The organism is Corynebacterium sp. CNCTC7651 (assembly GCF_021496665.1).
In the GTDB taxonomy this organism is placed as follows: Bacteria; Actinomycetota; Actinomycetes; order Mycobacteriales; family Mycobacteriaceae; genus Corynebacterium.
In genome coordinates this window covers 558,805-585,785 of sequence record NZ_CP071246.1, presented here as the reverse complement: position 1 = coordinate 585,785, position 26,981 = coordinate 558,805, and the positions used below count along the sequence as shown (strand labels likewise).

The window sequence follows — 26,981 nt, the reverse complement described above, 5'->3', positions numbered from 1 at the left end:
GAACCTACGCTGTGCGTTTACTGACGGTTGTCCGGCTTGTGCCCGGGAAAAATCACCCTGAAGCGCGCACCGCCCTGGTCTGACTCTTCGACGAACACTCGAGCGTCGTGACGCTCCAGCACCTGCTTTGTAATCGCAAGCCCCAGCCCGGAGCCGGGAGTGGAACGAGTCTCAGTTGCCCGGTAGAAGCGCTCGAACACGCGCTCGCGCTGGTCCGGAGGAATGCCGGGGCCGGCGTCATCCACAGTGAGGATGGCGCGGCCGGGTTTGGCGACAAGTCTGACCTTTACCTCGCCGTTGGGCGGCGACCACTTCGCGGCGTTGTCCATGATGTTCACGGGTGCGCGCAGCATCGCTTCGGGGTCCCCGGTCATCACCCAGGGATCAAAGTGGGTGGCAAACACCACGTCGGCGCGGCGGCGCTCGCTCCGGCTCACCGCCTCGCGCAGCAGCTCGTCCAGGCGGAACTCCTCCTCGGGAGCCCCCGGGGCATCCTCCCGCGCGAGATCCACAAGGTCGCTGATCAGGGCGGTCACCGCATCCATCTGATCGATGACGTCCCTGCCCAGCTCCTTAAGATCCAGCTCCGTCTCGCGCCCCGTTTCGCGGGCCATGATCAGCAGCTCGATATTGGTACGCAGCGAGGTGAGCGGTGTTTTCAACTCGTGCCCGGCATCTGCCACCACCTGGGACTGCCGCGCGCGCGAGTCCATGAGTGTTTGCACCATCTTGTTGAAGGAGCGGTTGACTTCTGCCATCTCATCTTCGCCCTCAACCGGAACCGCATGCGCCTGCTCCGTGCGCGACACGTCCTCCGACGCACGCTGCAAAATACGCAGAGGGCGCACGGCGACTGCTGGAACCGCGCTGGCCACCACCAGCGTGAGCAACCCGCCGAGAATAAGAATCATCAGCAACGTGCCGCCGAAACTGCCGGCAATTCTCCCCTCCGGATCCACCACCTGCGCAAGCGCAACGACATCGCCCTCCACAGTGCGGAGGGCAACAACGCGCTCGCCTTGGATCGTGCGCCCCGAACCATCGCCGGGGCCGCCGACGGGCACCGGATCTCCAAACCACGCATCCGACCAGGCCGGGGTAACAGCGACGCGCACATGCGGGTTGTTCACCTTGAACGAATCCACGATCTGCCGCACCTGGTCCTGCCCCGCCGCGGCGGAGCAATCCTCCAGCTGCTGGGCCAGCGCGTCCGCCCGGGCGACAAGTTCCGCATCCAGCGTCCCGATCCTTGTCGCAGTAGCAGCTCTGTACCCCACCCCGCCGGCAACTACAACAGTGATCACCACCATCGCCCCGGTGATCAGGGCGAGCTTGCGTTTGAGGGACAGCCCTCTGGCAGCAACCTCGGAGGCGCGAAATACAGGAGCGTTCCGACGTGCGCGCGGCAGCGCGGATCCCGTGACACCGCGAGCGTAGACCTCGGCCGACTGCCGCAGAATCACTCGGCGTTCTCCCGCAGCACGTACCCAATGCCCCGCACCGTCTGAATCAAGCGCGGCTCGCCCCCTGCCTCCGTCTTCTTTCGCAGGTAGCCGATGTAGACCTCGAGGGCGTTGCCGGACGTCGGAAAATCGTAGCCCCAGACCTCCGCCAAGATCTGCTGGCGCGCAAGCACCTTCCGCGCGTTGCGCATAAGGAGCTCCAGCAGCGAGAATTCCGTGCGGGTGAGGCCGATCTGTCGATCGCCGCGGCGGACCTCGCGGGTCTCGGTGTTCAGCGAAAGGTCCTGGAACCGGAGCGTTGAGGCGTGCAACGCGCCCTGATCGCCCGCATCCTGCAAACGGCGCTGCAGCGAACGCAACCTGGCCAACAGCTCCGCCGTTGCAAACGGCTTCGGCAAATAGTCATCCGCCCCCGCGTCAAGGCCCAGTACCCGGTACGACACTTCCGAGCGCGCCGTGAGCATCAGCACCGGCGTGGCATCGCCCTCTTCGCGCAGGATACGGCACACATCCATCCCGTCGAGCTTGGGCAGCATGACATCCAGGATGATGAGATCCGGGCGCTGCGCGCGGACTACCTCCAGCGCTTCTTTACCATCCAGCGCTTCTATCACCTCATAGCCGTGGAAGTGCAGGAGGCGCCTGAGGGAATCGCGCACGTCCTGATCATCTTCGACGACAAGGATTTTCATACCGCCGATCTTAAAGGCAAGCGCGAACCTGTACCCGCTACGCGCAAAGCAAAAACCGGACCCCTGGTCGAGGGATCCGGTTACAGCGATTCGTCGAAAAGCTTAGAACTGCTGAACGTCGATGAGGCCAGCCTGAGCGGCCTTCACCAGGCGACGCGGAATGCGAACCTCCTGGCCGTCAATCTTGACGGTCTGCAGGTCCGGGTTATCAGCCTTCCACTGCGCGCGACGCATGCGGGTGTTCGCGCGGGACATCCTGAACTTCGGGGTTGCCATGTCTGTTGCTCCTTTCCGGTCTTAGTTCGCGGTCTTCTTCTTGCGGCGAGCCATGCCGCCGAAGCGCTGGTTGAACTTCTCGACGCGGCCAGCGGTGTCCATGAGACGCTGCGCGCCGGTCCAGAACGGGTGCGACTCAGCCGTGACATCGACGACGACGAGCGGGTACTCGTTGCCGTCCTCCCACTGCTCAGTACGGTCGGACTTCAGGGTGGAGCGCGTCAGGAACTTGTGGCCCGTGTTCGCGTCCTGGAAGATCACCGGGTGGTAATCCGGGTGAATATCGTTCCTCATTGAAAGTGTCTCCCTCAGGATTGATACTTCAGGTCGGTTCCTGCCCTTGGATGTACCGGGCGGGATCGTGCCTGAGTTGGGTGCGACATATGGTCTTTTCGCCCGACGGTAGCCGGACAACCCGCAACATATTACTGATCAGGGGCCGGTTTTCCTAATCGCCCGCGCCTCGAGCTGCGCGGTACCGGGATATGTGTTGTAGATTGTGCAGCCGGCAATCATCTGACCATATATAAGGGAGTAACTATGCTTCAGGGTTTCAAAGATTTCATCATGCGCGGCAACGTCATCGACCTGGCAGTCGGTGTTGTGATCGGTGCTGCGTTTACCGCAGTTGTGACCGCATTCTCGGACAACATCATCAACCCGCTGATCGCTTCCCTGGGCGGCGCGGACTTCTCCCCCCTCGGCGTGCACATCATCCCGGGCAACGAGGCCACCTTCGTTGACTTCGGCGCGCTGATCACGGCCGTGATCAACTTCCTGCTCATCGCCGCTGTGATCTACTTCATCTTCGTTGCGCCGATGAACAAGCTGGACGAGATTCAGAAGCGCCACAAGGGCATCGACCCGGAGGCTGAAGCCCCGACCGAGACCGAGCTGCTCACCGAGATTCGCGACCTGCTCTCTGCCCAGCGCGGGCAGGCACCTCGTACGCCCAATGCATAACTAGCTCCACGGGCCCCCGCGGGAAGAAGCGCAGCCAGACGATGCTGAACGCGATGAGCACCGCGCACAACCCGAGGTAGATCAGCGTGACCCAGAGGCTCTGCCATGCACCGGCGGTTGCCCGGGCCGCGCCGAGGCCGAAGTCGTAGAACACGATCGAGGCCAAGATGTTCTGCAGGAGATAGCACGTCAGTGCCATCCTGCCCACAGCCGCCAACGCGCTCCCCACAGCGCCGAGGCGGTTTTCATGTCGGACGTAAAAGCCGGCGATGAGGGCGAGGACGCCGAAGGCGACAACGGTGGAGCTGACGTAGCGGGTGAACGAGGCCGCCGCGCCGGTGGCGAAGAGTCGCAGGCCCCAGTCGAGAGGAAGGCCGATGCCGAGGCAGATGAGCATGACGTTCCGTCGTAAAGCATGAGCCCCGGGTTGGAAAATGCCGGCGCGGTAGAGGCGGGCGGCGAGGATGAACACGCCCAAGCCCATGAGCACCATGATGGGAATCTCGAAGCGGCCGCTGAAGAAGAACTCCAAGCGGGTGCGCACCATGTCGAGGTAGCTGTCCGTCTGGGTGTAGAGGGCGAGGCCAAGGGCATCTTCCTCCGCCTCTTCGACGGTGAGTTCAGCTTCGGCCCATTGCTCATCCACCCAGTTGGCCAACCAGAGGGAGCCCGCCGAGATGACTGCCATGAAGAGGACGTGGAGCGAAAGGCCGATCCACATCCAGATCTTCTGCACCTTCTCTGTGCGCGCCAAGATTGGGGCGACGGCGAGCGCGGTGAGGCCGTAGCCCATCAGCACGTCGAACTCGAAGATGAAAATGTAATTGAGTAGGCCCTCTATGACCAGGATGGTCGCGCGCCAGTAGTAGCGCCCGGGCCAACGCTGCCCGCGTTTTATGGCGGATTGCCGCTGAATCTCTAGACCTATACCGAACATGATGGTGAGCAGGCCCAAGAATTTGCCGTCTGTTATGAGGTAGAGCAGGGCGTTGTAGAGGGCGTCGGCTGCCGCGAGGGAGGAGCCACTGCTCATTGCCGCCCCGACCTCGCTTGCCACTGCGTAGTTCGGGTCCAGGGCCGCCTCAAAGGCCTCATCCCCCATGTGCCACGACGCGAAGATCCAGATGTTTGTGGCAAGCGTGCCTAGAATGGCAAGACCGCGCGCCACGTCGAGTGCGACGATGCGCTTGTAGGTGGTGAATTCCGCCCGCTCGCGGACCGTCTGCTGCATGGCCCGGATGGTAACAAAAGCGATTAGGAATCCGCCCGGCCAGCATGTAGAGTTGTCTCTCGCTGTTGTCGAAGTACACGTTTACGCCTGCGTCAACCGATTGCACCTGCACCGACGTCGTGGCCGCGGACCCTCACTCTGCGCGCTCGTACCGGTGCTTTCCTCACTTGCGATCAGTGCGTGGGCGGCAGAAGTAAAGGAAGTCAACCCATGTCGGCACATTGCCAGGTCACGGGACGGAAGCCGCAGTTCGGCAAGACCGTCTCGCACTCGCACCGCCGCCACTCGCGCCGTTGGAACCCCAACGTGCAGAAGCGGAAGTTTTACCTGCCCTCCGAGGGCCGTACCATCACGCTGAACGTCTCTACCAAGGGTCTGAAGATCATCGACCGCGACGGCATCGAGTCCGTGGTCGCACAGATCCGTGCACGAGGTGAGAAGATCTAATGGCACGTAACGATATTCGCCCGATTATCAAGCTCAAGAGCACCGCGGGCACTGGTTTTACCTACGTCACCCGCAAGAACAAGCGCAACAACCCGGACCGCATCACGCTGAAGAAGTACGACCCGGTTGTGCGCAAGCACGTCGAATTCCGCGAGGAGCGATAATCAATGGCAAAGAAGTCCAAGATCGCTAAGAACGAGCAGCGCAAGGAGATCGTGGCACGTTACGCAGAGCGCCGTAACGAGCTGAAGGCGATCATCCGCAACCCGGAGACGTCCGACGAGGACCGTCTCGAGGCTCAGTTTGAGCTCAACCGCCAGCCGCGCGACGCCTCCCCGGTTCGCGTGCGCAACCGCGACTCGCGCGACGGCCGCCCCCGCGGCTACCTGCGCAAGTTCGGTGTTTCCCGTGTCCGTATGCGCGAGATGGCTCACCGCGGTGAGCTGCCTGGCGTCCGTAAGTCTTCGTGGTAAGGAGGAACGCACACTATGAAGCGCAATAACTCCCGCAAGCCGCGCATGGAGCAGTCCCGCCGCCCGAAGAAGAACCCGCTGAAGGCAAAGGGCATCGAGACCGTGGACTACAAGGATGTTGAGACCCTGCGTCTTTTCATCTCTGACCGCCACAAGATCCGCTCCCGCCGCGTCACCGGCCTGACCCCGCAGCAGCAGCGTCAGGTTGCCACCGCCGTGAAGAACGCGCGCGAGATGGCTCTTCTGCCGTTCACCAGCCGCTAAGCCTTAGCGGTTTCGACGTCAGCAGCGTAGCCTTCGGCTAAACCAACACCCGCTCTCCCCCAGTTCGTTGGGGTTGAGAGCGGGTGTTGTTGTTTTCGGGTTCTTGGTGTCAGCACCTCGCCCGCGGCAGGTCCCCGCTCTGGCGCGCGATGCCGTCTGCGAGCTCGTTGAGCGTGGCGACGCTCGCTTGATACCCACCGCGATTCACGGCGGTGATTGCCACCGCCACATCACCGTGCGGCCCCGGGATCAGGCCGAATTGGCGGGCAACGAAACCGTCGGGTGAATCGGCCCAGCCGCCCTTGAACCGCGCGCCCGGGATGCGCCCGAGACCCCACCGCTGGTCCGGCACAATCTCACCCATCATGGCAAGCACCGGTTCGTGCCCCGGAACGCAACGCACACCAGAGGCGAACTGCGCCTGGTCGGCGGTGGTCCACAGCGTGTCCATGCGCCACCCGGCGCTATTGGTGGTCCGGGACCCAGCTTGCGCAATCACATCGGCAAGGTCGCGCCCGCTCACCACGTTGTTGAGGCGGTGCGCGGCATCGTTATCTGAACGCGTTACGGCAGCGCGCGCATCCGGGTACGTCCCGGGATCCTTGCGCAACGCCGCGATGGCGCTTGGCACCTTCATGGTGGAGTACGCGCCCACCGGCCGGTTGTCGCCGGCAGTCAGGTGCCCCTCCACACCTGCGACCGAGATGGAAGCCCGGCCGCCGTGGCGTGCCTCAACCGCGCGGACGAGTTGGTCGAGTTCCGCCTGGCTGATCAGCTGACGCGCAGCAGGATCACCACCAGCCTGCTCCTGCTGGTGCGGTCTTGGCGGGGCCGGCAGGCGGTGGCGCAGTTGCTCCGGCGCGCCGTGGTACGCCTGGACAAGGACAGGGCCGACCACCGGCAGCTCATACACCGTCGGAATGCCGGGAAACGAGATGCCGAAAGCCAGCAGCGCGGCAGTGATCCGGCTAGACAGGGCCATCTGTGCGCCCGGGTCTAGTGCGCGAAGTGGCGGGTGCCGGTGGGTACATGGTCACGCCAGCCTCGTTGGCCGCGGCGATGACCTCCTCATCGCGGATGGAGCCGCCCGGCTGCACCACGGCCTTGACGCCGGAATCCGCAAGGATTTGGAACCCATCGGCGAACGGGAAGAATGCATCGGAGGCCGCCACTGCCCCATTGGTGCGATTCTTGCCGTCGTCAAGCGTGTTTGCCCTGTCCACCGCAAGCTTCGCGGAGTCGACGCGGTTGACCTGGCCCATGCCAATGCCCACGGAAGCGCCGTCGGCGGCGATGAGGATGGCGTTGGACTTCACGCAGCGCACGGCGCGCCACGCGAACTCCAGATCCGCCAGCGTCGCCGCATCCGCGGCCTCGCCTGCAGCCAGGGTCCAGTTCTCCGCGCGGTCTCCATCAGCCTGGTAGGTATCGCGCTCCTGGACCAGCCAGCCGCCGGCGATCTGGTGGCGCTCCTCATCAGCGCTGCCCGGCTCGACCTCGAGGATGCGCAGGTTCTTCTTCTCCTGCAGCTTCTCCAAAGCATCGGGCGCGTAGGACGGGGCGATGATCACTTCGGTGAAGATCGGCGCGACCTGCTCAGCCAGCTTCAGGGTGACCTCGCGGTTGCAGGCAATCACGCCGCCGTACGCGGAAACCGGGTCGCACGCGTGCGCCTTGGCGTGCGCATCCGCGATCGAGGTCTCCGAGACGGCCAAGCCGCAGGGGTTCGCGTGCTTGATGATGGCGACGCACGGCTTCTTGTGATCCCACGCCGCGCGCCCACGCTGCGTCCGCGTCCTGGTAGTTGTTGTAGCTCATCTCCTTGCCGCCGTGCTGCTTTGCGGCCGCAAGGCCCCAGCCCTCAGATTCCAGTCGGGCGGCCTGGTGCGGGTTCTCGCCGTAACGCAGGTGGCCGGCATCGCTTCCGTCGGCACCCTCTGCCGGCACTGCTCCCGCTGCGTCCGCCTCGGACACTGCATCCTCGAGCTCCGCCGCCAGCTGGCCGGCGAGCCAGGTGGACACGGCTGCGTCATACTGTGCCGTGTGGGTGAACGCCTCGAGCGCGAGGGACTTGCGCTGGTCCAGGGAGAAGCCGCCACCCTTGACGGCCTCGATCACGTCGGCGTACCGGTCAGGCGAGGTCACCACAGCCACGGACGGGTGGTTCTTCGCGGCCGCGCGCACCATGGACGGGCCGCCGATGTCGATCTGCTCCACGCACTCGTCGTACCCAGCGCCGGAAGCAACCGTCTCCTCGAACGGGTAGAGGTTCACCACCACCAGCTGGAACGGCTCGATACCCAGCTCAGTCAACTGGTCCACGTGGGAGTCCTTGCGCAAGTCCGCGAGGATGCCGGAGTGCACGCGCGGGTGCAGGGTTTTCACGCGGCCGTCCAGAACCTCGGGGAAGCCAGTGAGCTCTGCAACCTCGGTGACGGCTACGCCAGCGTCCGCAATGCGCTGTGCCGTGGAGCCGGTGGAGACGATCTCAACGCCCGCCTCACCCAACGCGCGGGCCAGGTCCTCCAGGCCCGTCTTGTCGTACACGCTGATGAGCGCACGCTTGATCTCAATACCCATTTAGAAGGTCACCTTTCCGTTCTGTTCAGTCTTCGCCTGGTTGAGCAACGCCACGATTTGCTCGCGCTCCGCCTGCTTGATGCGTTCGTGGAGGTCATCCTGAGTCTCACCGGGACGCACCTCAACGGCACGCTGGGAGATGATCTCCCCGGTGTCCATGCCCGCGTCCACGTAATGCACCGTGCAGCCGGTTACCTTAACGCCATATGCCAACGCGTCCGCCACCGCGTGCGCCCCAGGGAATGCGGGCAGCAGCGAGGGGTGAGTATTAATGGTGCGACCCACAAACGCGTCCAGGAATTCTGCGCCGAGGATGCGCATGAATCCTGCAGACACCACCAGCTCCGGCTCCCCGCCGGCCACCACGCGGGCAAGCTCTGCGTTCCACGCCGCGCGGTCCGCCTGCATGGGAACTACTTGGGTAGGTACGCCAGCGCGCTCTGCCCGTTTAATGGCGGGGCATTCCTTATCCGCCGCCACGAGGGTGACGCGATAGTTGTCGCTTTGGTTATCAAGGATCGCCTGCAGCAGCGTGCCCGAACCGGACACGAGCACGACGACTGGCATCGCAGCTTTACAACTCACGCTTCCGCAGTCTAGTCCGCTGGTCGCGGTTCGCCGTCTTGGCCGTTCTCACCGTCGGCGCTGTCCACTTCCGCGTCATTCACTTCCGCGTCATCCACTGCCGGATCATCCACTGCCGCGCCGTCCTTTGCATCGTCGGCAAGCTCGGGCTCCGGCTCCGGAGCATCCTCAGGCTCGGCCTCGGCTTCTGCCTCAGCCTCAGCGCGCTCTCCCATGCCGCGCGCCATCGCCACCAGCCACGCAATCAATCCGCATCCGGCGGCCCAGGCGAAGAGGAGGGCGGCCAGCACCCACGGCCACGGCCCGATGTCCCCGTATGCGCCCGCGGTGCGCGTCACGTACGCCCCGAGGACCAGGCCGATGATGGCGGACCATGTGGCGGTTAGGGCGGCGTCGGCAAGCGTGAAGCTCCTGCTGATGATGAAGCAGACGGCCACGGCCGCCGGAACCAGCATGAGTACAGGCGCCCAGGCGGGCACGGTGGACGGAACCGCGGCGAAGACGGGCAGCGGGGGAAGTGCGACGGCGGTGGCGTCGAAAAGGGAGAGCGACGCGCCCGCGTAGTTGAAGCTGCCGCCCAAAAGCACCGTGAGCGTGGCCACCGCGGCGTTGGGCAGGTACGCAATGGTCAGGGCCGCGAGCGCAAGCGCGCCGGACCAGCCGTACGGCGGGTAGGCCGCTGCGATCTCCGCCACTCGCCCGTGGCCCAAAACCAGCAGCACCACGTACACCGCCAGCGCCGCCCAGAGCAGGTCCCGGGTGAACTCCCACGCCGCGCGCAGCGTATCGACGATCACCGGAGGCGCACCAACTCGACGCGCCAGCGCGCGCCAGATCACGGGCCTGACACCGAAGATGAACCCGGCGAGGTGCAGGCCAAGCGGTGCGAGCAGCGCGATTGCGGGGCGCGGGGGCGCGATGGCGAAGACGTGCGACGCGTCCGAGACCATGAACAATGCAATGCCGCTGAGCGTGAGCGAGGTGAGCACCGTAAGCGCCAGGATCGCCGCGAGGTCGAGCACGCTGACTCGCATGCGCGTCGCCGCGCGGACTCGGGAGGCGATCAGTGCCACGATGCCCACCGCGGGGAGCAGCGGCACGGCGCCGAGATGCACGCCATCAATAGTTAATGGTGCCGCGTTGAGCGTGAGCCACGTCTGGCCGATGGCCGCCGGCAGGTACGCAAGCCGCCACCCGCCGATCAAGATTGTGCCGAAGCACACAGCAATAACCGCCAGCGCAAGCACGGCGAGCGGCCCGACGGCGGCAGGCGCGTAGTAGCGGAAGCGCTGCGCCCACGTCTGCGGCGGCGCGGCCTCAGGTTTCGCGCGCTTTGCTCCAGGCACGTTGCCGCGTACCGGGCGACGGCGGGCGCCGGGCGCGGAGGTGCCGGATTCGGCGCGGCGCGAGGCGGCGGGGCGGGGTGCGGGGGTGTTGCTCATCGCCGATTACTCTGCCACCCGCCACCCCAAATTCGTCCCAAGGACACTCAGCTGTCACACGAATCCCTCTACGTGGGTCATGTAACATACCGGGCCGAAAGAGCGAATAACTTAAGGTCCAAAGCGGGTTGCCGAGTCGAAACCAATTCGTTACAGTTACACCGTCTGAATAACGAGATGGTTACGAAGAGGGCATATGTTTACTTCGACTCGCAGTGGCGGCAAGCACCGCAAGCAGACCCCGAACAAGGGTCGCGTCGCAATGGTTGCCGTTACCACCGGTGCCGTCTCTACCGCCGGCTTCACAGGCGCAGCCGCAGCTGAGCTGACTGCGAACAAGAGCGAGAACCAGCACACCCAGCGCGGTGAGCTGAACGGCATCGCCCTCGCCGCGAACACCAACCCGCTCGAGGCCATCTCCACCCCTGAGGTTGATGCGGCACCGCAGATCCTCGCCATCGCCGAGTACAAGCCGGTGGAGAACCTGGCGGAGCAGCTGACCAAGGCCGTGCAGCACTCCGTAGAGGTTGCCGCAGCGGACCTGGCCGCCCGCCTCCCCGAGGTGGTCAAGCCGGCAGAGGGCGCGTACACCTCCGGCTTTGGCCCGCGCTGGGGCACGTTCCACTACGGCATCGACATCGCGAACGCACCAGGCACCCCGATCCTGGCCGTCGAGGACGGCACCGTGATCGACTCCGGCCCGGCGCAGGGCTACGGCAACTGGATCCGCATCCTCCACGACGATGGCGCGGTTTCCCTGTACGGCCACATGCAGTCCCTGGATGTTGTTGTGGGCCAGCGCGTCTCTGCAGGCCAGAGGATCGCCGGCATGGGCAGCATGGGCTTCTCAACCGGTTCCCACCTGCACTTTGAAATTCACCCGGACGGCAACACGCCGGCCGATCCGGCTTCCTGGCTGGCTGCCCGGGGCATCTTCCTCTAGGCCGCGCCCCTTCCGCCGCTACCCCGCCACGGGGTGGCGGCTTTTTGCTTTGCGACGTTCATTTACCCCCGCCCGTCCCCCTCCCCACCAATCACTTTCGTCACAATTTTCACATCCGTAACATGGTGTTGTGCTGCGAAAACACCGGATTTTGGCGCGGCACGGGGCGGAAACTGCACGTCAGAGCGTTGCTTGCGGGGGTCTGGGCGGATAGATTCAACGGCGGTATTGCCCTTGCCCTGCCGTCTCCCGCACGAAAAGGTTGCTCCGTTGATGAATCGCCGTCTGCTTACCGCCGCTGCCGTCGCCGCCGCCCTTGTTGGTGGCGCGCTCGCCGTCCCGTCCGCGACCGCCGCGCCGGCAGTTCCTGCGATCAACGTCGAGCTCAACGGCGCCCAGATTGAGTCCGCGAAGGAAGCCCTGACGGCGCTTGCGGGTGTTGCAGCCGCTGTCGCGGGTGAAAACGGCGCCGCCTCCAGCGTGGGCGACTACACCATCGTGCTGGACCCGCGTTCCCTCGGCGAAGAAATTGCTACCGCATTCGCGCCGGTGATCACCCAGAGCACGGACCCGAATCGCGTGGTATACCAGCGCGGCCGCACCGCTGATGGCCGCGTGGTGGTCACCCCGTCCGTGGGCCGCTTCACCTCCGGCTTCGGCCCGCGTTGGGGCCGCATGCACCAGGGCATCGACATTGCCAACGACATTGGCACCCCGATCTACGCCGTGATGGACGGCACCGTGATCAAGGCCGGCCCGGCGCAGGGCTTTGGCAACTGGGTGGTTATCCAGCACGACCGCGGCGAGGTCTCCGTCTACGGCCACATGCGCGACTACAACGTTTCGGTGGGCCAGCGTGTGACCGCCGGCCAGCAGATTGCCAAGATTGGCAATGAGGGCCAGTCCACCGGCCCGCACCTCCACTTCGAGATCAAGCCGGACGGCACCAACCAGGTGGATCCGCGCCCCTGGTTCGCCCAGCAAGGCATCACCATCTAGCGAACTGCTAGAGCTTCTCCATCGGCACGCCGCCGATGAGCATGAGGCGCACGGTGCCGGAGGAACCGAAATCCACAGTGACGGTCTCGCGCACGCCAGTGCCTTCCACGGTGAGCACCTTGCCCAGGCCGTACTTGGCATGATTCACCCGGTCCCCCGGTGCAAGGTTGAGTTCCTTGTTCACCGGCACGGAGCTCTGCTGGCCCCGTCCGCGACGCGGGCGCATGGCGCGCTGCGGCACCGGCGCGGGCGAACCCCACGCGCTTGAGGTCATGGAGGGCTCCGGCGCGGTGCGGCGCCAATCCACCAGATCATCCGGCACTTCCGCCAGGAAACGGCTTGCCGGGTTGGTCACCGGCGCGCCCCAGGAGGCTCGGAGCATTGCGCGGGTGAGGTACAGCCGCTCCTTCGCGCGGGTGATGCCCACGTACGCCAGACGACGTTCCTCCGCGAGCTCGGCCGGGTCCCCCAGCGACCGCAGGTGCGGGAACTGCCCGTCCTCCCATCCCGTGACAAACACGGTGGGAAACTCCAGGCCCTTCGCCGTGTGCAGCGTCATCATTGTGACCACGCCCTGGGTGTTATCCGGCAGCTGGTCCGCGTCCGCCACCAGCGAGACCTTCTCCAAAAACGCCTGCAAGCTGCCCGGCGCGGGTTCGCCCTCCTGCATGACCTCGTCCAGCTCCTCCTGGCTCATGTACGCCACCTGGTTGGCAGCCTCCGAGGAGAATTCGCGGGCCACCGACACAAGCTCGTTGAGGTTGTCCAGCCGCGCGGCATCTTGCGGATCGTTGGACGCCTCCAGTTCGGCCTTGTAACCGGTGACCTCCAGTACCCGCGCGACAAGTTGCCCCAGGTCCGGCATGCCGGTGACCTCGTTGCGCATTGCAGGGATTTCGTCGCGCAAAGACTGCATCATGTCCACGAAGCCTTTGATAGCGTTGCGTGCGCGCGAGGCAATCATGTCGACGTTGCCCGAAGCGGCGTCCACAAGCGCCTGCCCAAAGCTCACCCCGGTGGTGTCCGCGTGGAGCGCAACCATGGCCTGCGCTTTGTCCCCGATGGCGCGTTTGGGCACGTTCACGATGCGGCGCAGGCTCACCGTGTCATCCGGGTTCTCCAGGACCTTGAGGTAAGCGACGATGTCGCGGATCTCGCGGCGCTCATAGAAGCGCGTGCCGCCGACCACCTTGTAGGGGATGCCGGAGCGGATGAAGATGTCCTCCATCGCGCGGGAGGCGTTGTTGGTGCGGTACATGATGGCCATGTCGCTGTACGGCACACCGGCGTCCGAGAGGGCATCGATTTCCGACGCAATAAAGCGGGCCTCATCATGCTCGTTATCCGCCACGTAGCCCACGATCTTCTCGCCCGCGCCGTGGTCCGTCCAAAGCTTCTTGGGGCGGCGGTCCGCGTTCTGCGCGATCACGGCATTCGCCGCGCTGAGGATGTTCTGCGTGGAGCGGTAGTTCTGCTCCAGCACGATGGTGGTGGCATCCGGGTAGTCGCGCTCAAACTCCTCGATGCTGCGGATCGTCGCGCCGCGGAAGGCGTAAATGGACTGGTCGCTATCGCCCACCACGGCCAGCTCCGGCGCGTCCGGCCCGTCGCCCACAAGGGTGTGGATGAGCTCGTACTGCGCGTGGTTGGTGTCCTGATACTCATCCACCAGCACGTGGCGGAAACGGCGGCGGTAGTACTCCGTGACCTGCGGGTGCTCCTTGAAAATGCGCACGACCTCGCCGATCAGGTCGTCGAAATCCAGCGAGTTGGCCATGCGAAGACGGCGCTGGTACTCCGCGTACACCTTGGCCACGGTGGTCTCGAACGGGTTGTGCGTGCGCTCCGCCTGGGCAAGTGCCTCCTGCGGGCCGATCAGCTCATTCTTCAGGTTGGAGATTGCGTTGGCCAGTGTGCGGGGCGTGAACTTCTTCAGATCCAGGTTGAAGTCCTTGGCAATCATGCCCAGGAGGCGGCGGGAGTCGTCCGAGTCGTAGATGGTGAAGTTAGTGTTCAGCCCCTCCACCAGTTGCGCCTGCTGGCGCAGGATGCGCACGCACACGGAGTGGAACGTGGCCACCCACATGCGCTCCGCTTGCTCCCCGACGAGCGCCGCCACGCGCTCCCGCATCTCCGCGGCCGCCTTGTTGGTGAACGTGATGGCCAGAATCTGCCACGGGGCCACGCCTCGATCCTGCATAAGGTGAGCGATGCGCCTGGTCAGCACCGCTGTTTTGCCCGACCCAGCGCCGGCCACGATCAGCAGCGGGCCACCCGTGTGCGTCACGGCGGCCTGCTGTTGCGGATTAAGCCCCAAAGTCAGATCTGTCATGTGTTGTAACCCTACAGATTGGCTCCCACACGTCCCGCGGGCGTTCGAACTGACGTGGCATAATCAACCCCCATGAGCGAGACCACGGGCGATTTCGAGATCCGCACCCCCTCCGGCACGGACGATCCTTTGTCGGACGCGGAGATCCGGGAGTACCGCAAAGAGATCGACCGGTTGGACCGCGCAATCCTCGACGCGGTGAAGCGCCGCACCGAGATCTCCCAGGCCATCGGCAAAACCCGCATGGGCTCGGGCGGCACCAAACTGGTGCACACCCGCGAGGTGGCAATTATCAACCAGTTCCGCGACGAACTCGGGGAGGAAGGCCCGGGCCTGGCCCAGATCCTCTTGCGCCTGGGCCGCGGGAAGCTGGGGTAACTAGTCCTGCGCTAGTCCTGCTCTAGGGAGTCGAGGACGACCTCGAACTCCAGCAGCTCCGCCTTCTCGGAGACCGGCGCGCGGCCCCCGGTGTGCTCGCCGCCGTGGCCGTGCTCGCCGCCGTGGCCGTGGCCCTCCACAGTGTCGCCGGACTTTGCGTGGCCTGACCGGCCCTCGCCCTCCCACCAGGCGTTGTAAGACTCTTCGTCGGCCCAGCGGGTGACCACAAAGTAGCGCTCCTCGCCCTTGACCGGGCGCAGCAGCTGGAAGCCCTCGAAACCCGGCTGCGCATCAATGGCGTGCTTGCGGGCGGCGAAGCGGCGCTCCAGCTCCTCGCCGGCGCCTTCCGGGACGGTGATGGCGTTGATCTTCACAATTGTCATGGCCGCCATTATGCATAGATCACGCAGCCGGCCGGGTGGTTTTTGGTTACCGTGGTGGTCAGAACCCTAATCAGCGATCACGGAGGACACCGGACACCATGGGCGACATCACCACTACCCAAGCATGGGGCAACCTGGAGAAGCTGCGCGCGGAGAAAGCCAAGACCACGCTGCGCGACCTCTTCGCGGCGGATGAGCACCGCGCCGAGACCTTTACCATCGACGCTGCTGGCCTCCACGTGGATCTGTCGAAGAATTTGGTGGACGCGGACGTCGTCAAGCAATTGCTCCAGCTCGCGGAGGAGACCGGCCTGCGCAGCAAGATCGACGCGATGTTCGGCGGCGAGCACATCAACAACACCGAGGACCGCGCCGTGCTGCACACCGCGCTGCGCATCCCCGCTGAGAAGAACCTCGAGGTGGACGGCCAGGACATCGCGGCGGACGTGCACGAGGTACTGGGCCGCATGCGCGATTTCGCGTCTGCGCTGCGCTCCGGCGAGTGGCAGGGCCACACTGGCCACACCATTAAGAAGGTTGTGAACATCGGCATCGGCGGCTCCGACCTCGGCCCGGCGATGGCCACGAAGGCGCTGCGCGCGTACGCCACCGCGGGCATCACCGCGGAGTTCGTCTCCAATGTGGACCCGGCAGACATGGCCGCGGTGCTGGACCGCTGCAACGCGGAGGAGACGCTGTTCATCATCGCGTCCAAGACCTTCACCACCCAGGAGACGCTGACCAACGCGCACGCCGCGAAGCGCTGGCTGCTGGAGCAGTTCGGCGGGGACGAGTCCGCGATTGCGAAGCACTTCGTGGCCGTGTCGACGAACGCGGAGAAGGTGGCCGAGTTCGGCATTGACACCGTCAACATGTTCGGCTTCTGGGACTGGGTCGGCGGGCGCTACTCCATGGACTCCGCAATCGGTCTGAGCCTGATGGCCGTGATCGGGCCGATGGACTTCATGCGCATGCTGGAGGGCTTCCACGAGATGGATGAGCACTTCCGCACCGCACCGTTCGAGCAGAACGTGCCAGCGCTGATGGGTCTGCTCAATGTCTGGTACCGCAACTTCCTGGGTGCCGCGACCCACGCGGTGCTCCCCTACTCAGAGGATCTGTCCCGCTTCCCGGCGTACCTGCAGCAGCTGACCATGGAGTCCAACGGCAAGTCCGTGTGCAAGGACGGCACCCGCGTCACGTACGACACGGGCGAGGTCTTCTGGGGCGAGCCGGGCACCAACGGCCAGCACGCGTTCTTCCAGCTCATCCACCAGGGCACCAGCCTGATTCCAGCGGACTTCATCGGTTTTGCCAAGCCGAAGGAGGACTTCCCCACCGCGGACGGCACCGGCAGCATGCACGACCTGCTGATGGGCAACTTCTTCGCGCAGACCAAGGTGCTGGCGTTCGGCAAGACCCAGGAGGAGATTGAGGCTGAGGGCGTTGCGCACGAGCTGGCCCCGCACAAGGTCATGCCGGGCAACCGCCCCACCACCACCATCCTGGCGGAGGAGCTCACCCCGCGTACCCTTGGCGCGCTGATTGCGCTGTACGAGCACATCACGTTCACCGAGGGCGCGATCTGGGACATCAACTCCTTCGACCAGTGGGGCGTGGAGCTGGGCAAGCAGCAGGCGAACGACCTCGCCGCGGCCGTGGCCGGCAAGGAGGAGCCCGCAACTGGCGACGGTTCCACGGACACGTTGATCGCCTGGTACCGCGCTAACCGCTAAAATTTCCGCCCATGGGCGAGCAAGTTTCTGCGCAGTCGTACACTCCCCGCCAGCGCACGGTGTACCGCCGTCAGCTGGAGGAGGAGCTGGAGGCCTTCGACCGCCATCTCCAGGAGGCGGAGTTCGTAGACCACGGCACGATCGGGCTCGAGCTGGAGCTCAACCTCGTGGACGATGCAATGCAGCCCCACGCCAACAACCAGGCTGTCCTTGCGAACTTGCCCGACGAGTACCAGTCCGAGGTGGGCCAGTTCAACGTGGAGCTGAACCACCCGCCGCTTGACATCCACGGCGACGGTCTGCGGCAGTTGGAGGCGGGGCTGCAGGAGAGGCTTGACGACGTTCGCCGGGCCGCTCGCGACGCTGGGTCCAGCGCGCTAATGATCGGCACCCTGCCGACCTTGTCCACCAGGTTCCTCGAGGACCCGAACTGGATGACCCCGGAAAACCGCTACGCGGGCCTGAACAAGTCCGTGATGGAATCCCGCGGCGAGCTGGTGCAGATGAGCTTGTGGCGGGAGGAGAACTACCACCACGATTTCGACAGCATCTCGCCCGAATCCGCCTGCACCTCGATGCAGCTGCACCTGCAGGTGGCGCCGAACATGTTCGCCAACGCCTGGAATGCGTCGCAGGCCATCGCTGGTGCCCAGGTGGCGTTGAGCGCGAACTCGCCGCTGTTTCTGGGTCACCGTCTTTGGCACGAGTCCCGCATCCCGGTGTTCAAGCAGGCGGTGGATACGCGCACGAAGGAGCTGATCAACCAGGGTGTCCGCCCGCGCGTGTGGTTCGGGGAGCGGTGGATCACCTCCGTCTTCGACCTGTTCGAGGAAAACGTGCGCTACTTCTCCCCGCTGCTGCCGGAGGGCCGCGCGGAGGCCGGCAAGCCGGAGATGCTGGGCGACAACCCCGGCCTGCACTACCTCAACCTGCAGAACGGCACGATTTGGCGGTGGAACCGCCCGATTTATGATCCGAACGGGGAGCTCTCCCACATCCGCGTTGAAAACCGCATCCTGCCCGCCGGCCCGACGGTGAAGGACATCATCGCGGACGCGGCCTTCTACTTCGGCTGCGTGAAAACCTTGGCGGACCAGACCCGTCCCGTCTGGTCCCGCCTGAATTTCGATGATGCGCGGGAGAACTTCCGCCAGGGTGCGCGCCACGGGCTCACCGCCAACCTGGAGTGGCCCACGCTCGGCTCCATCCCGGTGACCGAACTCGTCGGCGAGCACCTGCTCCCCTTGGCGCACAAGGGGCTGCGCGCCCTCAACGTGGCCGATGACTGCCGCGAGGAGTACCTGGGCATCATCGAAGGCCGCGTGCGCACCCGCCAGAACGGTGCGATGTGGCAGTTGGACGCGCTCAACCGGGTGGCGCCGATGTCGCGGCCGGATTCGAAGGAGCGTCGAGAAGCATTGGCCCGCGTCACCCGCCAGTACCTGAAGAATCAGCAGGGCGGCGCGCCGGTGCACACTTGGTCGCTGGAGGTTGAGTAGGGCACAATAGCCGGTTGTGCAAGGGATTATTGACTGGATTGTTGGCCTGATGGAGTTGCTCGGCGCCCCGGGCGTCGGCATCGCCATCCTGCTGGAGAACCTCTTTCCGCCCATCCCGTCAGAGGTGGTGCTGCCGCTGGCCGGCTTCACCGTCGCCCAGGGGTCGCTGAACTGGCTGGCCGTCTTCATCTGGTCCGTCGCTGGCTCTGTGATCGGCGCGTACATCCTCTACGGCGTTGGCGCGTGGCTGGGGCTCGAGCGGCTGCGCAAGATCGCGGACTGGATGTGGCTGGTCAAGGCGTCCGACGTGGATGCCGCGATGAACTTCTTCAACAAGTACGGCAAGCCCAGCATCTTCTTCGGCCGCCTGATCCCGGGCGTGCGCTCCCTGATCTCCATCCCCGCCGGCCTGGACCGGATGAACCTGATCACCTTCGGCCTGTGGACCACGTTGGGCTCCGGCATCTGGAACGCCATCCTGATCTACCTGGGCTACCTGCTCGGCGATAACTGGGAGGCCGCCACCGGCTACGTGGACACCTACTCCAACGTGATCTACGCGATCCTCGGGCTGATCATCCTCGGCTTCCTGGTGTTCTTCATCCGCCGCGCTGTGAAGGAGCGAGGCGCGAAGGCGTAGGCGCTATGAATGAGAACGCTACCTCCAATTCTCCACTACTAACGATGGGACTCGATTGAACTCGGCCTCGTTCGCGGTGACTAGAACTAGCTCATAGCGCAGCGCTTGGGCTGCGATCCAAAGATCGTTTGGCCCGATAATTAGCCCTTGGCCTTCCAGGTGGGCGCGAAGATGGCCGTAAGCAAGCGCGACATCTTCATCGACACCAACCGGTTTGATGCCTGTCACTAGCGTTTCTATCGAGCGATAAGCACGAACGGGGTCTGCTGAACGTTGCGCCCCTCCCAAAAGCTCTCCCAACACGATGGTCGAAAGTGCCACTTCGGCGCGGCTGCATGCTGAGGCCCGCTGCACAAGTCCAGCGTTCCTACCTCTTTCGAGGTCTATCCACACATTGGTGTCAAAGAGGTAGCGCATCTCGTTCAGTTTTCGTCGAAGCTTGGCAGCGACTCGGTGGGCAGCTCCTCAAGTTCCTCGATCAAGCCGCCCCCGATCCCCTCTGCCAGCTGGTATTCGCGCAACCTTGCTACAGCATCCCCGATTGTTGCTTCAATTGGGCGCAGCAAGATACCTTCCGGGACACGTTCAATTTCCACCTTGTCGGTGTCAAGTCGATGCGATACCGGAATTCGCACGGCTTGACTGTTACCGGATTTAAACACTGCAGCGACTGTTTTGCTCACAACGGCTCCTCCTAATCCAACGGGTATATACCAAAGGATATACGGGGAGTTTTGCGTAGGCGCAAGATTTGCTCCCTAGCTCGCAGGCTCCGGCTGGCACCGCGGGCACCACCAGATAACCCGCTCCAAGTCCCCCTCCCCGCCCAGGAGATCCTTCTTGATCAGCGTGGTGCACCGCCGGCACGGCTTGTTGTTGCGCCCGAACACGTAGCTGGTCTCCCCCGCGCGCTTCACACCGGTGCTCACCCGCACAGGCTCGTCCTTGTTCGCCCACATCAGGCGCCGCGCGATGAGCAAAAGCTTATCGACGTCCGCGTTCCCCACCTTCTCCCTCGGATGCACACCACCGAGGAAGCAGATCTCCGCGCGGTACTCGTTGCCGATGCCGGCTAGGCGGTACTGGTCCAGCAGCGCCCTACCGATTTCACGCTCCGGGTCCTCAAGGATGCGTCGTTTCGCCTCCCCGAAGTCGAACTCCTCCGCCAGCAGGTCCGGGCCGAGGTAGCCCATCCGCTCGTCGAACTCGCGGGCCGGGAATACCTCGACCAGGCCAAGCTCGTGCCCCACCAGCTCGATGTCAGCCTTGGGTTCGTCGGCAAGCCTTAAGACCACCCGCGCCGTGTAGCCCGGCTTGCGCCAACGCGTGCCGACGCGGTGCATCGCCCACGTGCCCTCCATCTTCAGGTGCGTGTGCAGCACTTGCGGCTCGTGCCCGCCCGCAGCGAACAGCATGAACAGGTGCTTGCCGTACGGCCACACCTCCTCGCACACCATGCCGGTGAAGTCCACCGTCGCGTAGCGGGGCGCACGTAGCGACGTATGCGTGACCTCCCGCCCCGCCATGAACTGCAGACGCTTGGAGAGCTGGTAAACCGAATCGCCTTCAGGCATGGGTGGGAGTGTAGTTGGACTTCCTAATCCCTCGCGGGATTGAACCACGTGACCTCGGGAAAGCGGGCGAAGTCGCTATCGAACGAACACACCGGAGTGCCGTACTCGATTGCTAGGGCTGCGATGTGAGCGTCAGTAACCAGATTCCCGGTAGCCGCAGAATCGACAAGTAAACGCCCTAGTATTTCGGAGTGACGAGGGCCCGGCTCAGGCACCCATACCGGCTCAGCGTCGAGCAGCATCGTCACGACACTCCAGGCTTGCCCCACAGAAAGTTGCCGCTTCATTATGCGCGGATTAGTGGTGATCCGTTGAAATGCGAGCAATGAAGCCCAAGGAATACCAACCCTCTGAGAACCATTCAACGCGCTCTCTAGCCACTGTCTTGCCTTTGATTTGTGCGGGGACGGCTCACCTAAGGCGTAGATCAGAACGTTCGCGTCAACGATCATTGAGCCATTCTTCCTCTTCGAGCATGCCCAACACTTCACCGATATTGGTGATATCGATCCGCGGGGCGTAACTGAAATCCGGAAGTTCAATCCGTTTCGTCGACACTGTAGAGCGGCGAAGCCCAGCTGAAGCTAGCTCATTCACGGCTTCCGACATAGAGATGTTCTTCTCTTCCTGGAGTCGGCGCGCTGCCGCCGCAACTTCGCGGTTCAGACTCACCGTGGTGCGGACCCGATTGTTGGTTGGAGAGCTCATACCCCGATACTACGACGACGGTTCATCTGACTCAATAGGTTTGCATCACTGATGCCACTGGTATGCCCGAGTACTGTAGCCCGCATGCGTATATTCACGGTCGGCCACTCCAACCTCGAGCTCGACGAGTTCATCCGAATGCTCGAGGCGGCCGGGGTGCAGTCGATCATCGACGTGCGCAAACTCACCGGCTCGAAGAAGTACCCCTGGTTCAACGACGACTCCCTCGCTGAGCACCTACCCGAGCGCGGCATCGCATACGGCAAGAACCCGGGCTTGGCTGGGCGGCGCAACGTGTCCAAGACCGTCCCCTTCGAGGTCAACGCCAACTGGCAAAACCGCAGCTTCCACAACTACGCCGACCACGCTCTTGGACAGGAGTTCGCCGACGCGCTGGCGGAGCTACGCCATCACGCCGCTGAGACCCCAACCGCGATCATGTGCTCCGAGGCAGTGTGGTGGCGCTGCCACCGTCGCATCATCGCCGACCACCTACTCGCTCACCGCGATGACGTCGAGCACATCATGGGGTTGAAGGCCAACGGTGCGGCCCTAAGCGCAGCAAAGCTTAACGACGGCGCCGTGATCGGCGACGACCTCCTCGTGCGCTACCCGGCGCAGTAGGGGTCACCACTGAGATTCGGGCCATAGCCTAGTCGTCGAAGCTGAGCACCTCCTCTTCGTTCGCAGCCGGGAGCCGGGTATCTAGCTCCCCCATCTCTTCCAACGCCTCGGCCACGCTCCTGCCCCGCCGCTTCGGTGCCGCATGCACCTTCCCACCGATGCGCGCGCCCTTGTGGGTCACCGTCGCCCCAACCTCGCGAAGGCTGAACGCTGCTCCCCCGTTGAGCTTTTCGACGCTCAATGGAGACATGCGGCCGCGCCTCACGGCGTCGTCAAGCGCGTGCACCACCAGCGGCAGCGGATCACCTACCCCGTCGGGGAAGTGGTCGAAAAACGTCGTCATGGTCTTGCCACCGCGGGTGATGTGCGCGGCCAAGAGGCCGTCGACCAGCACCACCATCGCGCCCGCGGAGCGGGTCGGGCCCTGTTCCGGCCACGGCAGTGCGGCGCCGTAAGGGTTGGCGGGATCCGTCGCAGCGAGCACGTAAACCTGCGGCTCCCGGGCGCCGGATGGCCAGCCCACCACGTCATCGGAATCCTGGTAGCCGCGCAGCCGGTCAATCGTCGCCGGGGTGGAAAACTGGGACGCGCCGAGACCCTCGATGAGGTAGCCGCGCATGGCCTTGCCGCTTTCCTCGAACCCGGACAGCGTTTTGTACGCCAGCGCGAAGCCGCCCAGCACATCCTCCGCGACGATGCTGCCGCGGGTGACCACACCGTAGCGGTCCAGCCACGCCTCGCCGAACGCGAGCGAACGCCGCGTCGCGTCCGCGTCCGGCGCCGGCGTCGCTGCCCAGCGCCCGGCCATGTCCGGCGGCGTGAGGTTGGCAAAGGAGGTGCGTCCCGAGCGCACCCTGCTTCGCGACGGCCGCCGCTTCGCCCTATGCGCCGTCTTCCCGCCCGCAAGCCTTGCGCGGATCGGGGCAAACGAGTCGGGCGCGAGGAACCCGGCCTCCACAAGGTCCCACATCGCCTCGCGGAGCTCCTCCGTCGTGGCGCTGTGCACCCCGCCGACGGCGGCCAACAGGTCCGTGAACAGGTACCCGCCGCCGCGGCCGATGGTGTCCAGCACCTGCTGCTGGGTCAGCGACAGCACCGGCGGGTCGATCTGCGGCATGAGCTGGGCCGCGTAGTCGGTGGGCAGCAACATGATCCACGGATCACGCGCGCCCGCTTTGCCCGCGCCGACAATGGCGATCTCCCCGCCGGAGGTCAGCTCATCCAGCATCTCCGGCTGGTAGTCGCCCACCCGGGAGGGCAGGATGTGGGACTCCCACGCGCTGGCCGGCAACCGCACGCCGGCGAGCTGCTCCAGCACGGAGTACACGCCGTCCGCGCCGCGCAGCGCCGGGGTCACGCCGGCGGGCGCGACGTTCGCCCACGCGGGCAGGAAGCGGCCAAAGGCGGACTGGGACACTGGGCGCGCCTGCGCCCGCGCCGCCGCCAGGGATCGCGTGCGGATGGTGCGCAGCACCTCGGCGGCCACGTATTCCTGCTCGTCGATGCCCTGGCGAAAACGGCCTTCGACAACCTTGTCCTTATCTATAAGGGGTTGCAGCGCGGAATAGGCGGCACCTACCGCCAGGCCGAACGCGTCCGCCAAGTCGCGCAGCGTGAACGGCCCGCGGGTGCGCACCCATCGGCCCACCAGCTGGGCCAGCGCGTCCGGGATGGTCGCCACCTGCGCCGGCACACCTGGCGGGATGGGCACGCCGAGCGCGTCGCGCAACAGCGCCGCGTCCAGCACCTGGGCAACGTGCTCGCGCCCGCCGATGCGCACCAGCATCATGCGCGCCGGCCCCAAGGTCTGTTCCAGCGTGTTCAGCGGTACGGCGGTGTACTCGGACAATTCGTCGACAGGCACGGGCCCCACGATGCGCAGCGTGTCCGCGAATTGCTCCGACGTTTCGGCGCGGCCAACGCGGCGCAGGTTGCGGTCAACCTCGTTGATCACGTCGGCGTCGAGAAGCTCTCTGAGCTCCACTGTGCCCAGGAGCTTGGCCAGCAGCGAAGGGTCCAGGGCAAGCGCCGCGGCGCGCTTTTCCGCGAGGGGCGTGTCGCCCTCGTACATGAACGCGCCGGTGTAGTTGAACAGCAACGATGACGCGAAGGGGCTCGGCGTATCCGTGGTCACCTCGGCGACGCGGATGCGGCGCGTGTTCAGCTGCCGCATCACGTCCTGCAGCGCTGGCAGATCGTAGACGTCTTGGAGGCACTCGCGGACCGTCTCCAAGATGATGGGGAACGAGGGGTAGTTGCGGGCGACGTCGAGAAGCTGCTCGGCGCGCTGCCGCTGCTGCCACAAGGGTGCGCGCTTGCCGGGGTTCTTGCGCGGGAGCAGGAGCGCACGCGCGGCGCACTCGCGGAAGCGCGAGGCGAACAGCGCGGAGTTGCCCACCTGCTCGGTCACGATGTCCGCGATCTCGTCCGCGTCGAATTGGAAGAGCGAACCGTCCGGCTCCTTCTCCCCCTGCGGGAGGCGCAGGACGATGCCGTCGTCGCCCGCCACAGCCTGAGCGTCCATGCCGGTCTCTTGCGACACGCGCCACCCGGTGGCCAGCGCCCACGCGGCGTTGACCCCTTTGCCGAAGGGGGTGTGCAGCACTACGCGCCAATCCCCCAGCTCGTCGGTGAAGCGCTCGAGCACCAACGTCGTGTCGTCCGGCAGAATGCCGGTGGCCTCCTCCTGCTCCGCGAGGTACTGCACCAGGTTGTTGCGGGCTTTCTCATCCAGCGAGGGGTCGATGCCCTCGCCGCTTTTTGCTTCACGACGAAACGCCCCAAGAGCCTTACCGAGTTCATACGGGCGGCCGAGCGAATCGCCCGTCCAGAACGGCAGGCGGCCCGTGTGGCCCGGCGCGGGTGAGACCTGCACCTGGTCACGCGTGATGTTCTCGATGCGCCAGCTGGACGCGCCGAGGGTGAATACGTCGCCGACGCGGGATTCGTACACCATTTCCTCGTCCAGCTCGCCCACGCGGCGGGGCACGCCGCCCTCCGCATCCGAGCCCACGAGGAACACGCCGAACATGCCGCGGTCCGGGATGGTGCCCGCGTTGGTCACGGCCACGCGCTGCGCGCCGGGACGGGCTTTCAACGTGGTGCCCTCCAGGATCGCGCGGGGTTTCAGCTCCGCGAAGTCGGTGGACGGGTACACGCCGGTGACCAGGTCGATTACGGCGTCGAACACCTCGCGCGGGAGGTCGCGGTAGGGCCAGGCGCGGGTGACGGTCTCAAACCAGTCGTCCACCTCGATGTCCTCGAAGGCGATCGCGGCGACTGTCTGCTGCGCCAGCACGTCCAGCGGATTCTTCGGGGGTTTGAGCTCCTCAATGAGCCCCTGGCGCATGCGCGGCACCGTCACCGCCGTTTGCACCAGGTCGGAGCGGTGCTTCGGGTAGAACGAGCCTTCCGAGATCGCCCCCACCGCGTGCCCGGCGCGGCCCACCCGCTGCAGGCCGGAGGCCACGCTCGGCGGGGACTCCACCTGAATCACCAGGTCCACCGCCCCCATGTCGATGCCCAGTTCCAAGGAGCTCGTGGAAATCACCGCTCTCAGCGAGCCCTCCTTCAGCATCGTCTCGGTGAGCAGGCGCTCATCCTTGGACACGGAGCCGTGGTGGGCACGGGCGATCACGGGCGCAGCATGGCCGGCGGTATCCACTGACTTCATCAGCTGCGCGGGCGGGCGCCGCGTGGGTGCGCTCAGCGCCTCCGGGTCGTGCTCCTTCGCCCACAGCTCGTTGATCTGGCTGGTCAGGCGCTCGGCGGTGCGGCGCGAGTTCACGAACACGATGGTGGAGCGGTGCGCCATCACCTCCTCGTACACCGCCTGCTCGATGTGGGGCCAGATGCTTTTCGACGCTCCCGGCGCGAGAGGCTCCGCCTCTTTCGCGCCGGAAAAGTCGTCGTCGTCAAGCAGCAAACGATCGTCGATAATCGCCTCCCCGATGGTGGAGCCCTCCTCGGGGACGGGGAGATCGCTCATGTCCTCCACCGGCACGCGCACCACAAGCTCCCAGCGCTTTTCCGCAGGCGGGTTGATGATGGTGGTGCGCGGGCCCAGGAAGTTGGCCACCGTTTCGATGGGGCGCACGGTGGCGGAGAGGCCGATGCGCTGGAAGTTCCCGGCGAGCCTGGCCAGGCGCTCGAGGGAGAGCGCGAGGTGCACGCCGCGCTTGGTGCCGGCGAGGGCGTGGATTTCGTCGATGATCACGGTGTCCACGGACTGCAGGATCGCCGCTGCCTTGGACGTGAGCATGAGGTAGAGCGATTCCGGGGTGGTGATCAAGATGTCCGGCGGTTTGCGCAGCTGGCGGTTGCGCTCCACCTGCGGGGTGTCGCCGGAGCGCACGCCAACGGAGATGTCCGGCATTTCGCGGCCCATGCGCTGCGCCACGCGCGCGATGCCCTGGAGCGGCGCGCGCAGGTTGTTCTCCACGTCCACGCCGAGGGCTTTCAGCGGGGAGATATAGAGGACGCGGACGCCGCCGTGCGTGGAACGTTGGGCGCCGTCGATAGGCAGGGCCTGCTGCCCTGCGCGCTCGACGAGGGAGTTGAGGGACCACAGGAAGGCGGCGAGTGTTTTGCCGGAGCCGGTGGGGGCGACGACGAGGGAATTCTCGCCATCGGAAATCGCGCGCCACGCCTCGGCCTGCACCGCGGTGGGCGCAGCAAAAACCTCCTCGAACCAGGTTGCCACCTGGGGGTGGAAGCGATCGAGGACATTTTCGGACATGGGTGCGATGG

Annotated in this window: 28 protein-coding genes and 1 pseudogene; 12 read left to right on the top strand and 17 right to left on the bottom strand. The window is 65.1% G+C overall.

The annotated features are described in order from the left end of the window. Positions 1-17: 17 nt before the first annotated feature. The 4 genes from JZY91_RS02890 to JZY91_RS02875 all read right to left on the bottom strand — a co-directional run bounded on the left by JZY91_RS02890 (position 18) and on the right by JZY91_RS02875 (position 2,725). On the bottom strand, positions 18-1,463 hold the full coding sequence (locus JZY91_RS02890; protein WP_234948477.1) for a HAMP domain-containing sensor histidine kinase: 1,446 nt from the start codon (positions 1,461-1,463) through the stop codon (positions 18-20). Next, positions 1,460-2,155, bottom strand: a complete 696-nt coding sequence (locus JZY91_RS02885) for a response regulator transcription factor (RefSeq protein WP_234948476.1) — start codon at positions 2,153-2,155, stop codon at positions 1,460-1,462. Before JZY91_RS02885 ends, JZY91_RS02890 begins: the two co-directional genes overlap by 4 nt. Before the next feature lie 102 nt (positions 2,156-2,257). Continuing rightward, positions 2,258-2,431 carry a 50S ribosomal protein L32 gene (rpmF, locus tag JZY91_RS02880; protein WP_234948475.1) on the bottom strand — a complete coding sequence of 58 codons (174 nt, stop codon included), beginning with the start codon at positions 2,429-2,431 and terminating at the stop codon, positions 2,258-2,260. A 21-nt stretch (positions 2,432-2,452) separates the two neighbouring features. After that, on the bottom strand, positions 2,453-2,725 hold the full coding sequence (locus tag JZY91_RS02875; protein WP_234948474.1) for a type B 50S ribosomal protein L31: 273 nt from the start codon (positions 2,723-2,725) through the stop codon (positions 2,453-2,455). A 246-nt stretch (positions 2,726-2,971) separates the two neighbouring features. On the opposite strand from JZY91_RS02875, the gene mscL reads away from it, so the two are divergent. Further along, complete coding sequence (gene mscL, locus JZY91_RS02870; RefSeq protein ID WP_234948473.1) at positions 2,972-3,394, top strand: large-conductance mechanosensitive channel protein MscL; 423 nt, start codon at positions 2,972-2,974, stop codon at positions 3,392-3,394. On the opposite strand, the gene JZY91_RS02865 is transcribed toward mscL, so the two are convergent. After that, positions 3,330-4,625: a DUF418 domain-containing protein gene (locus JZY91_RS02865; RefSeq protein WP_234948472.1), complete on the bottom strand. Its 1,296-nt coding sequence runs from the start codon at positions 4,623-4,625 to the stop codon at positions 3,330-3,332. The two genes, mscL and JZY91_RS02865, sit on opposite strands and share 65 nt — an antisense overlap. Before the next feature lie 210 nt (positions 4,626-4,835). Here JZY91_RS02865 and rpmB point away from each other — a divergent pair, with 210 nt between their 5' ends. From rpmB to rpsR, 4 genes are read left to right on the top strand one after another with little or no spacing between them, the layout of a single operon-like run. Beyond that, positions 4,836-5,072, top strand: coding sequence for a 50S ribosomal protein L28 (gene rpmB / locus JZY91_RS02860; protein ID WP_234948471.1), 237 nt, complete (start codon positions 4,836-4,838; stop codon positions 5,070-5,072). Next, a complete protein-coding gene (gene rpmG, locus JZY91_RS02855) occupies positions 5,072-5,236 on the top strand; it encodes a 50S ribosomal protein L33 (protein WP_006841072.1) in 165 nt (54 codons plus the stop codon). The genes rpmB and rpmG overlap by 1 nt, the downstream gene beginning before the upstream one ends. Before the next feature lie 3 nt (positions 5,237-5,239). Next, on the top strand, positions 5,240-5,545 hold the full coding sequence (rpsN, locus tag JZY91_RS02850) for a 30S ribosomal protein S14 (RefSeq protein WP_234948470.1): 306 nt from the start codon (positions 5,240-5,242) through the stop codon (positions 5,543-5,545). Between the two features lie 15 nt (positions 5,546-5,560). Further along, positions 5,561-5,809: a 30S ribosomal protein S18 gene (gene rpsR / locus JZY91_RS02845; protein WP_234948469.1), complete on the top strand. Its 249-nt coding sequence runs from the start codon at positions 5,561-5,563 to the stop codon at positions 5,807-5,809. 109 nt (positions 5,810-5,918) lie between these two features. Here the strand turns inward: rpsR and JZY91_RS02840 are convergent, their stop codons facing one another. The 4 genes and pseudogenes from JZY91_RS02840 to JZY91_RS02825 form a co-directional block, all read right to left on the bottom strand. Continuing rightward, complete coding sequence (locus tag JZY91_RS02840) at positions 5,919-6,791, bottom strand: hypothetical protein (protein WP_234948468.1); 873 nt, start codon at positions 6,789-6,791, stop codon at positions 5,919-5,921. A 14-nt stretch (positions 6,792-6,805) separates the two neighbouring features. After that, a pseudogene (purH, locus tag JZY91_RS02835) lies at positions 6,806-8,389 on the bottom strand (bifunctional phosphoribosylaminoimidazolecarboxamide formyltransferase/IMP cyclohydrolase). Then, positions 8,390-8,956 (bottom strand): phosphoribosylglycinamide formyltransferase, encoded by a 567-nt coding sequence (purN, locus tag JZY91_RS02830; RefSeq protein WP_234949025.1) that lies wholly within the window; start codon positions 8,954-8,956, stop codon positions 8,390-8,392. It lies immediately after the preceding pseudogene. Between the two features lie 29 nt (positions 8,957-8,985). Beyond that, positions 8,986-10,416, bottom strand: a complete 1,431-nt coding sequence (locus tag JZY91_RS02825; protein ID WP_234948467.1) for a DUF6350 family protein — start codon at positions 10,414-10,416, stop codon at positions 8,986-8,988. Between the two features lie 196 nt (positions 10,417-10,612). Here JZY91_RS02825 and JZY91_RS02820 point away from each other — a divergent pair, with 196 nt between their 5' ends. Together JZY91_RS02820 and JZY91_RS02815 are read left to right on the top strand one after the other, a co-directional pair. Beyond that, on the top strand, positions 10,613-11,359 hold the full coding sequence (locus JZY91_RS02820) for a M23 family metallopeptidase (RefSeq protein ID WP_234948466.1): 747 nt from the start codon (positions 10,613-10,615) through the stop codon (positions 11,357-11,359). A gap of 273 nt (positions 11,360-11,632) precedes the next feature. Further along, positions 11,633-12,358, top strand: a complete 726-nt coding sequence (locus tag JZY91_RS02815; RefSeq protein ID WP_234948465.1) for a M23 family metallopeptidase — start codon at positions 11,633-11,635, stop codon at positions 12,356-12,358. A 7-nt stretch (positions 12,359-12,365) separates the two neighbouring features. Here the strand turns inward: JZY91_RS02815 and pcrA are convergent, their stop codons facing one another. Then, on the bottom strand, positions 12,366-14,690 hold the full coding sequence (pcrA, locus tag JZY91_RS02810; RefSeq protein WP_234948464.1) for a DNA helicase PcrA: 2,325 nt from the start codon (positions 14,688-14,690) through the stop codon (positions 12,366-12,368). 72 nt (positions 14,691-14,762) lie between these two features. Here pcrA and JZY91_RS02805 point away from each other — a divergent pair, with 72 nt between their 5' ends. After that, on the top strand, positions 14,763-15,068 hold the full coding sequence (locus JZY91_RS02805; RefSeq protein ID WP_234948463.1) for a chorismate mutase: 306 nt from the start codon (positions 14,763-14,765) through the stop codon (positions 15,066-15,068). A gap of 11 nt (positions 15,069-15,079) precedes the next feature. Here JZY91_RS02805 and JZY91_RS02800 read toward each other — a convergent pair whose 3' ends face one another. Continuing rightward, positions 15,080-15,451: an antibiotic biosynthesis monooxygenase gene (locus tag JZY91_RS02800; protein WP_234948462.1), complete on the bottom strand. Its 372-nt coding sequence runs from the start codon at positions 15,449-15,451 to the stop codon at positions 15,080-15,082. A 98-nt stretch (positions 15,452-15,549) separates the two neighbouring features. On the opposite strand from JZY91_RS02800, the gene pgi reads away from it, so the two are divergent. The 3 genes from pgi to JZY91_RS02785 are packed head-to-tail and all read left to right on the top strand — an operon-like array spanning position 15,550 to position 19,326. Continuing rightward, the gene (pgi, locus tag JZY91_RS02795) at positions 15,550-17,187 is read left to right on the top strand and encodes a glucose-6-phosphate isomerase (RefSeq protein ID WP_234948461.1); all 1,638 of its coding nucleotides are present in this window, start codon (positions 15,550-15,552) and stop codon (positions 17,185-17,187) included. Positions 17,188-17,198: 11 nt separating this feature from the next. Next, a complete protein-coding gene (locus tag JZY91_RS02790) occupies positions 17,199-18,686 on the top strand; it encodes a glutamate-cysteine ligase family protein (protein ID WP_234948460.1) in 1,488 nt (495 codons plus the stop codon). Positions 18,687-18,702: 16 nt separating this feature from the next. Continuing rightward, positions 18,703-19,326, top strand: coding sequence for a DedA family protein (locus tag JZY91_RS02785; protein ID WP_234948459.1), 624 nt, complete (start codon positions 18,703-18,705; stop codon positions 19,324-19,326). Positions 19,327-19,344: 18 nt separating this feature from the next. Here JZY91_RS02785 and JZY91_RS02780 read toward each other — a convergent pair whose 3' ends face one another. The 5 genes from JZY91_RS02780 to JZY91_RS02760 all read right to left on the bottom strand — a co-directional run bounded on the left by JZY91_RS02780 (position 19,345) and on the right by JZY91_RS02760 (position 21,608). Next, complete coding sequence (locus tag JZY91_RS02780) at positions 19,345-19,743, bottom strand: type II toxin-antitoxin system VapC family toxin (protein ID WP_234948458.1); 399 nt, start codon at positions 19,741-19,743, stop codon at positions 19,345-19,347. 5 nt (positions 19,744-19,748) lie between these two features. After that, entirely contained in the window at positions 19,749-20,009 is a 261-nt protein-coding gene (locus JZY91_RS02775; protein ID WP_234948457.1) for an antitoxin, read from the bottom strand. Between the two features lie 75 nt (positions 20,010-20,084). Continuing rightward, positions 20,085-20,900 (bottom strand): DNA-formamidopyrimidine glycosylase family protein, encoded by an 816-nt coding sequence (locus tag JZY91_RS02770; RefSeq protein ID WP_234948456.1) that lies wholly within the window; start codon positions 20,898-20,900, stop codon positions 20,085-20,087. Positions 20,901-20,923: 23 nt separating this feature from the next. Then, positions 20,924-21,352: a TA system VapC family ribonuclease toxin gene (locus tag JZY91_RS02765; RefSeq protein ID WP_234948455.1), complete on the bottom strand. Its 429-nt coding sequence runs from the start codon at positions 21,350-21,352 to the stop codon at positions 20,924-20,926. Beyond that, a complete protein-coding gene (locus tag JZY91_RS02760; protein ID WP_234948454.1) occupies positions 21,342-21,608 on the bottom strand; it encodes a CopG family transcriptional regulator in 267 nt (88 codons plus the stop codon). Before JZY91_RS02760 ends, JZY91_RS02765 begins: the two co-directional genes overlap by 11 nt. A gap of 84 nt (positions 21,609-21,692) precedes the next feature. On the opposite strand from JZY91_RS02760, the gene JZY91_RS02755 reads away from it, so the two are divergent. After that, complete coding sequence (locus JZY91_RS02755) at positions 21,693-22,232, top strand: DUF488 family protein (protein WP_234948453.1); 540 nt, start codon at positions 21,693-21,695, stop codon at positions 22,230-22,232. Positions 22,233-22,260: 28 nt separating this feature from the next. Here the strand turns inward: JZY91_RS02755 and JZY91_RS02750 are convergent, their stop codons facing one another. Continuing rightward, a complete protein-coding gene (locus tag JZY91_RS02750) occupies positions 22,261-26,970 on the bottom strand; it encodes an ATP-dependent helicase (protein ID WP_234948452.1) in 4,710 nt (1,569 codons plus the stop codon). Between the last annotated feature and the right edge of the window lie 11 nt (positions 26,971-26,981).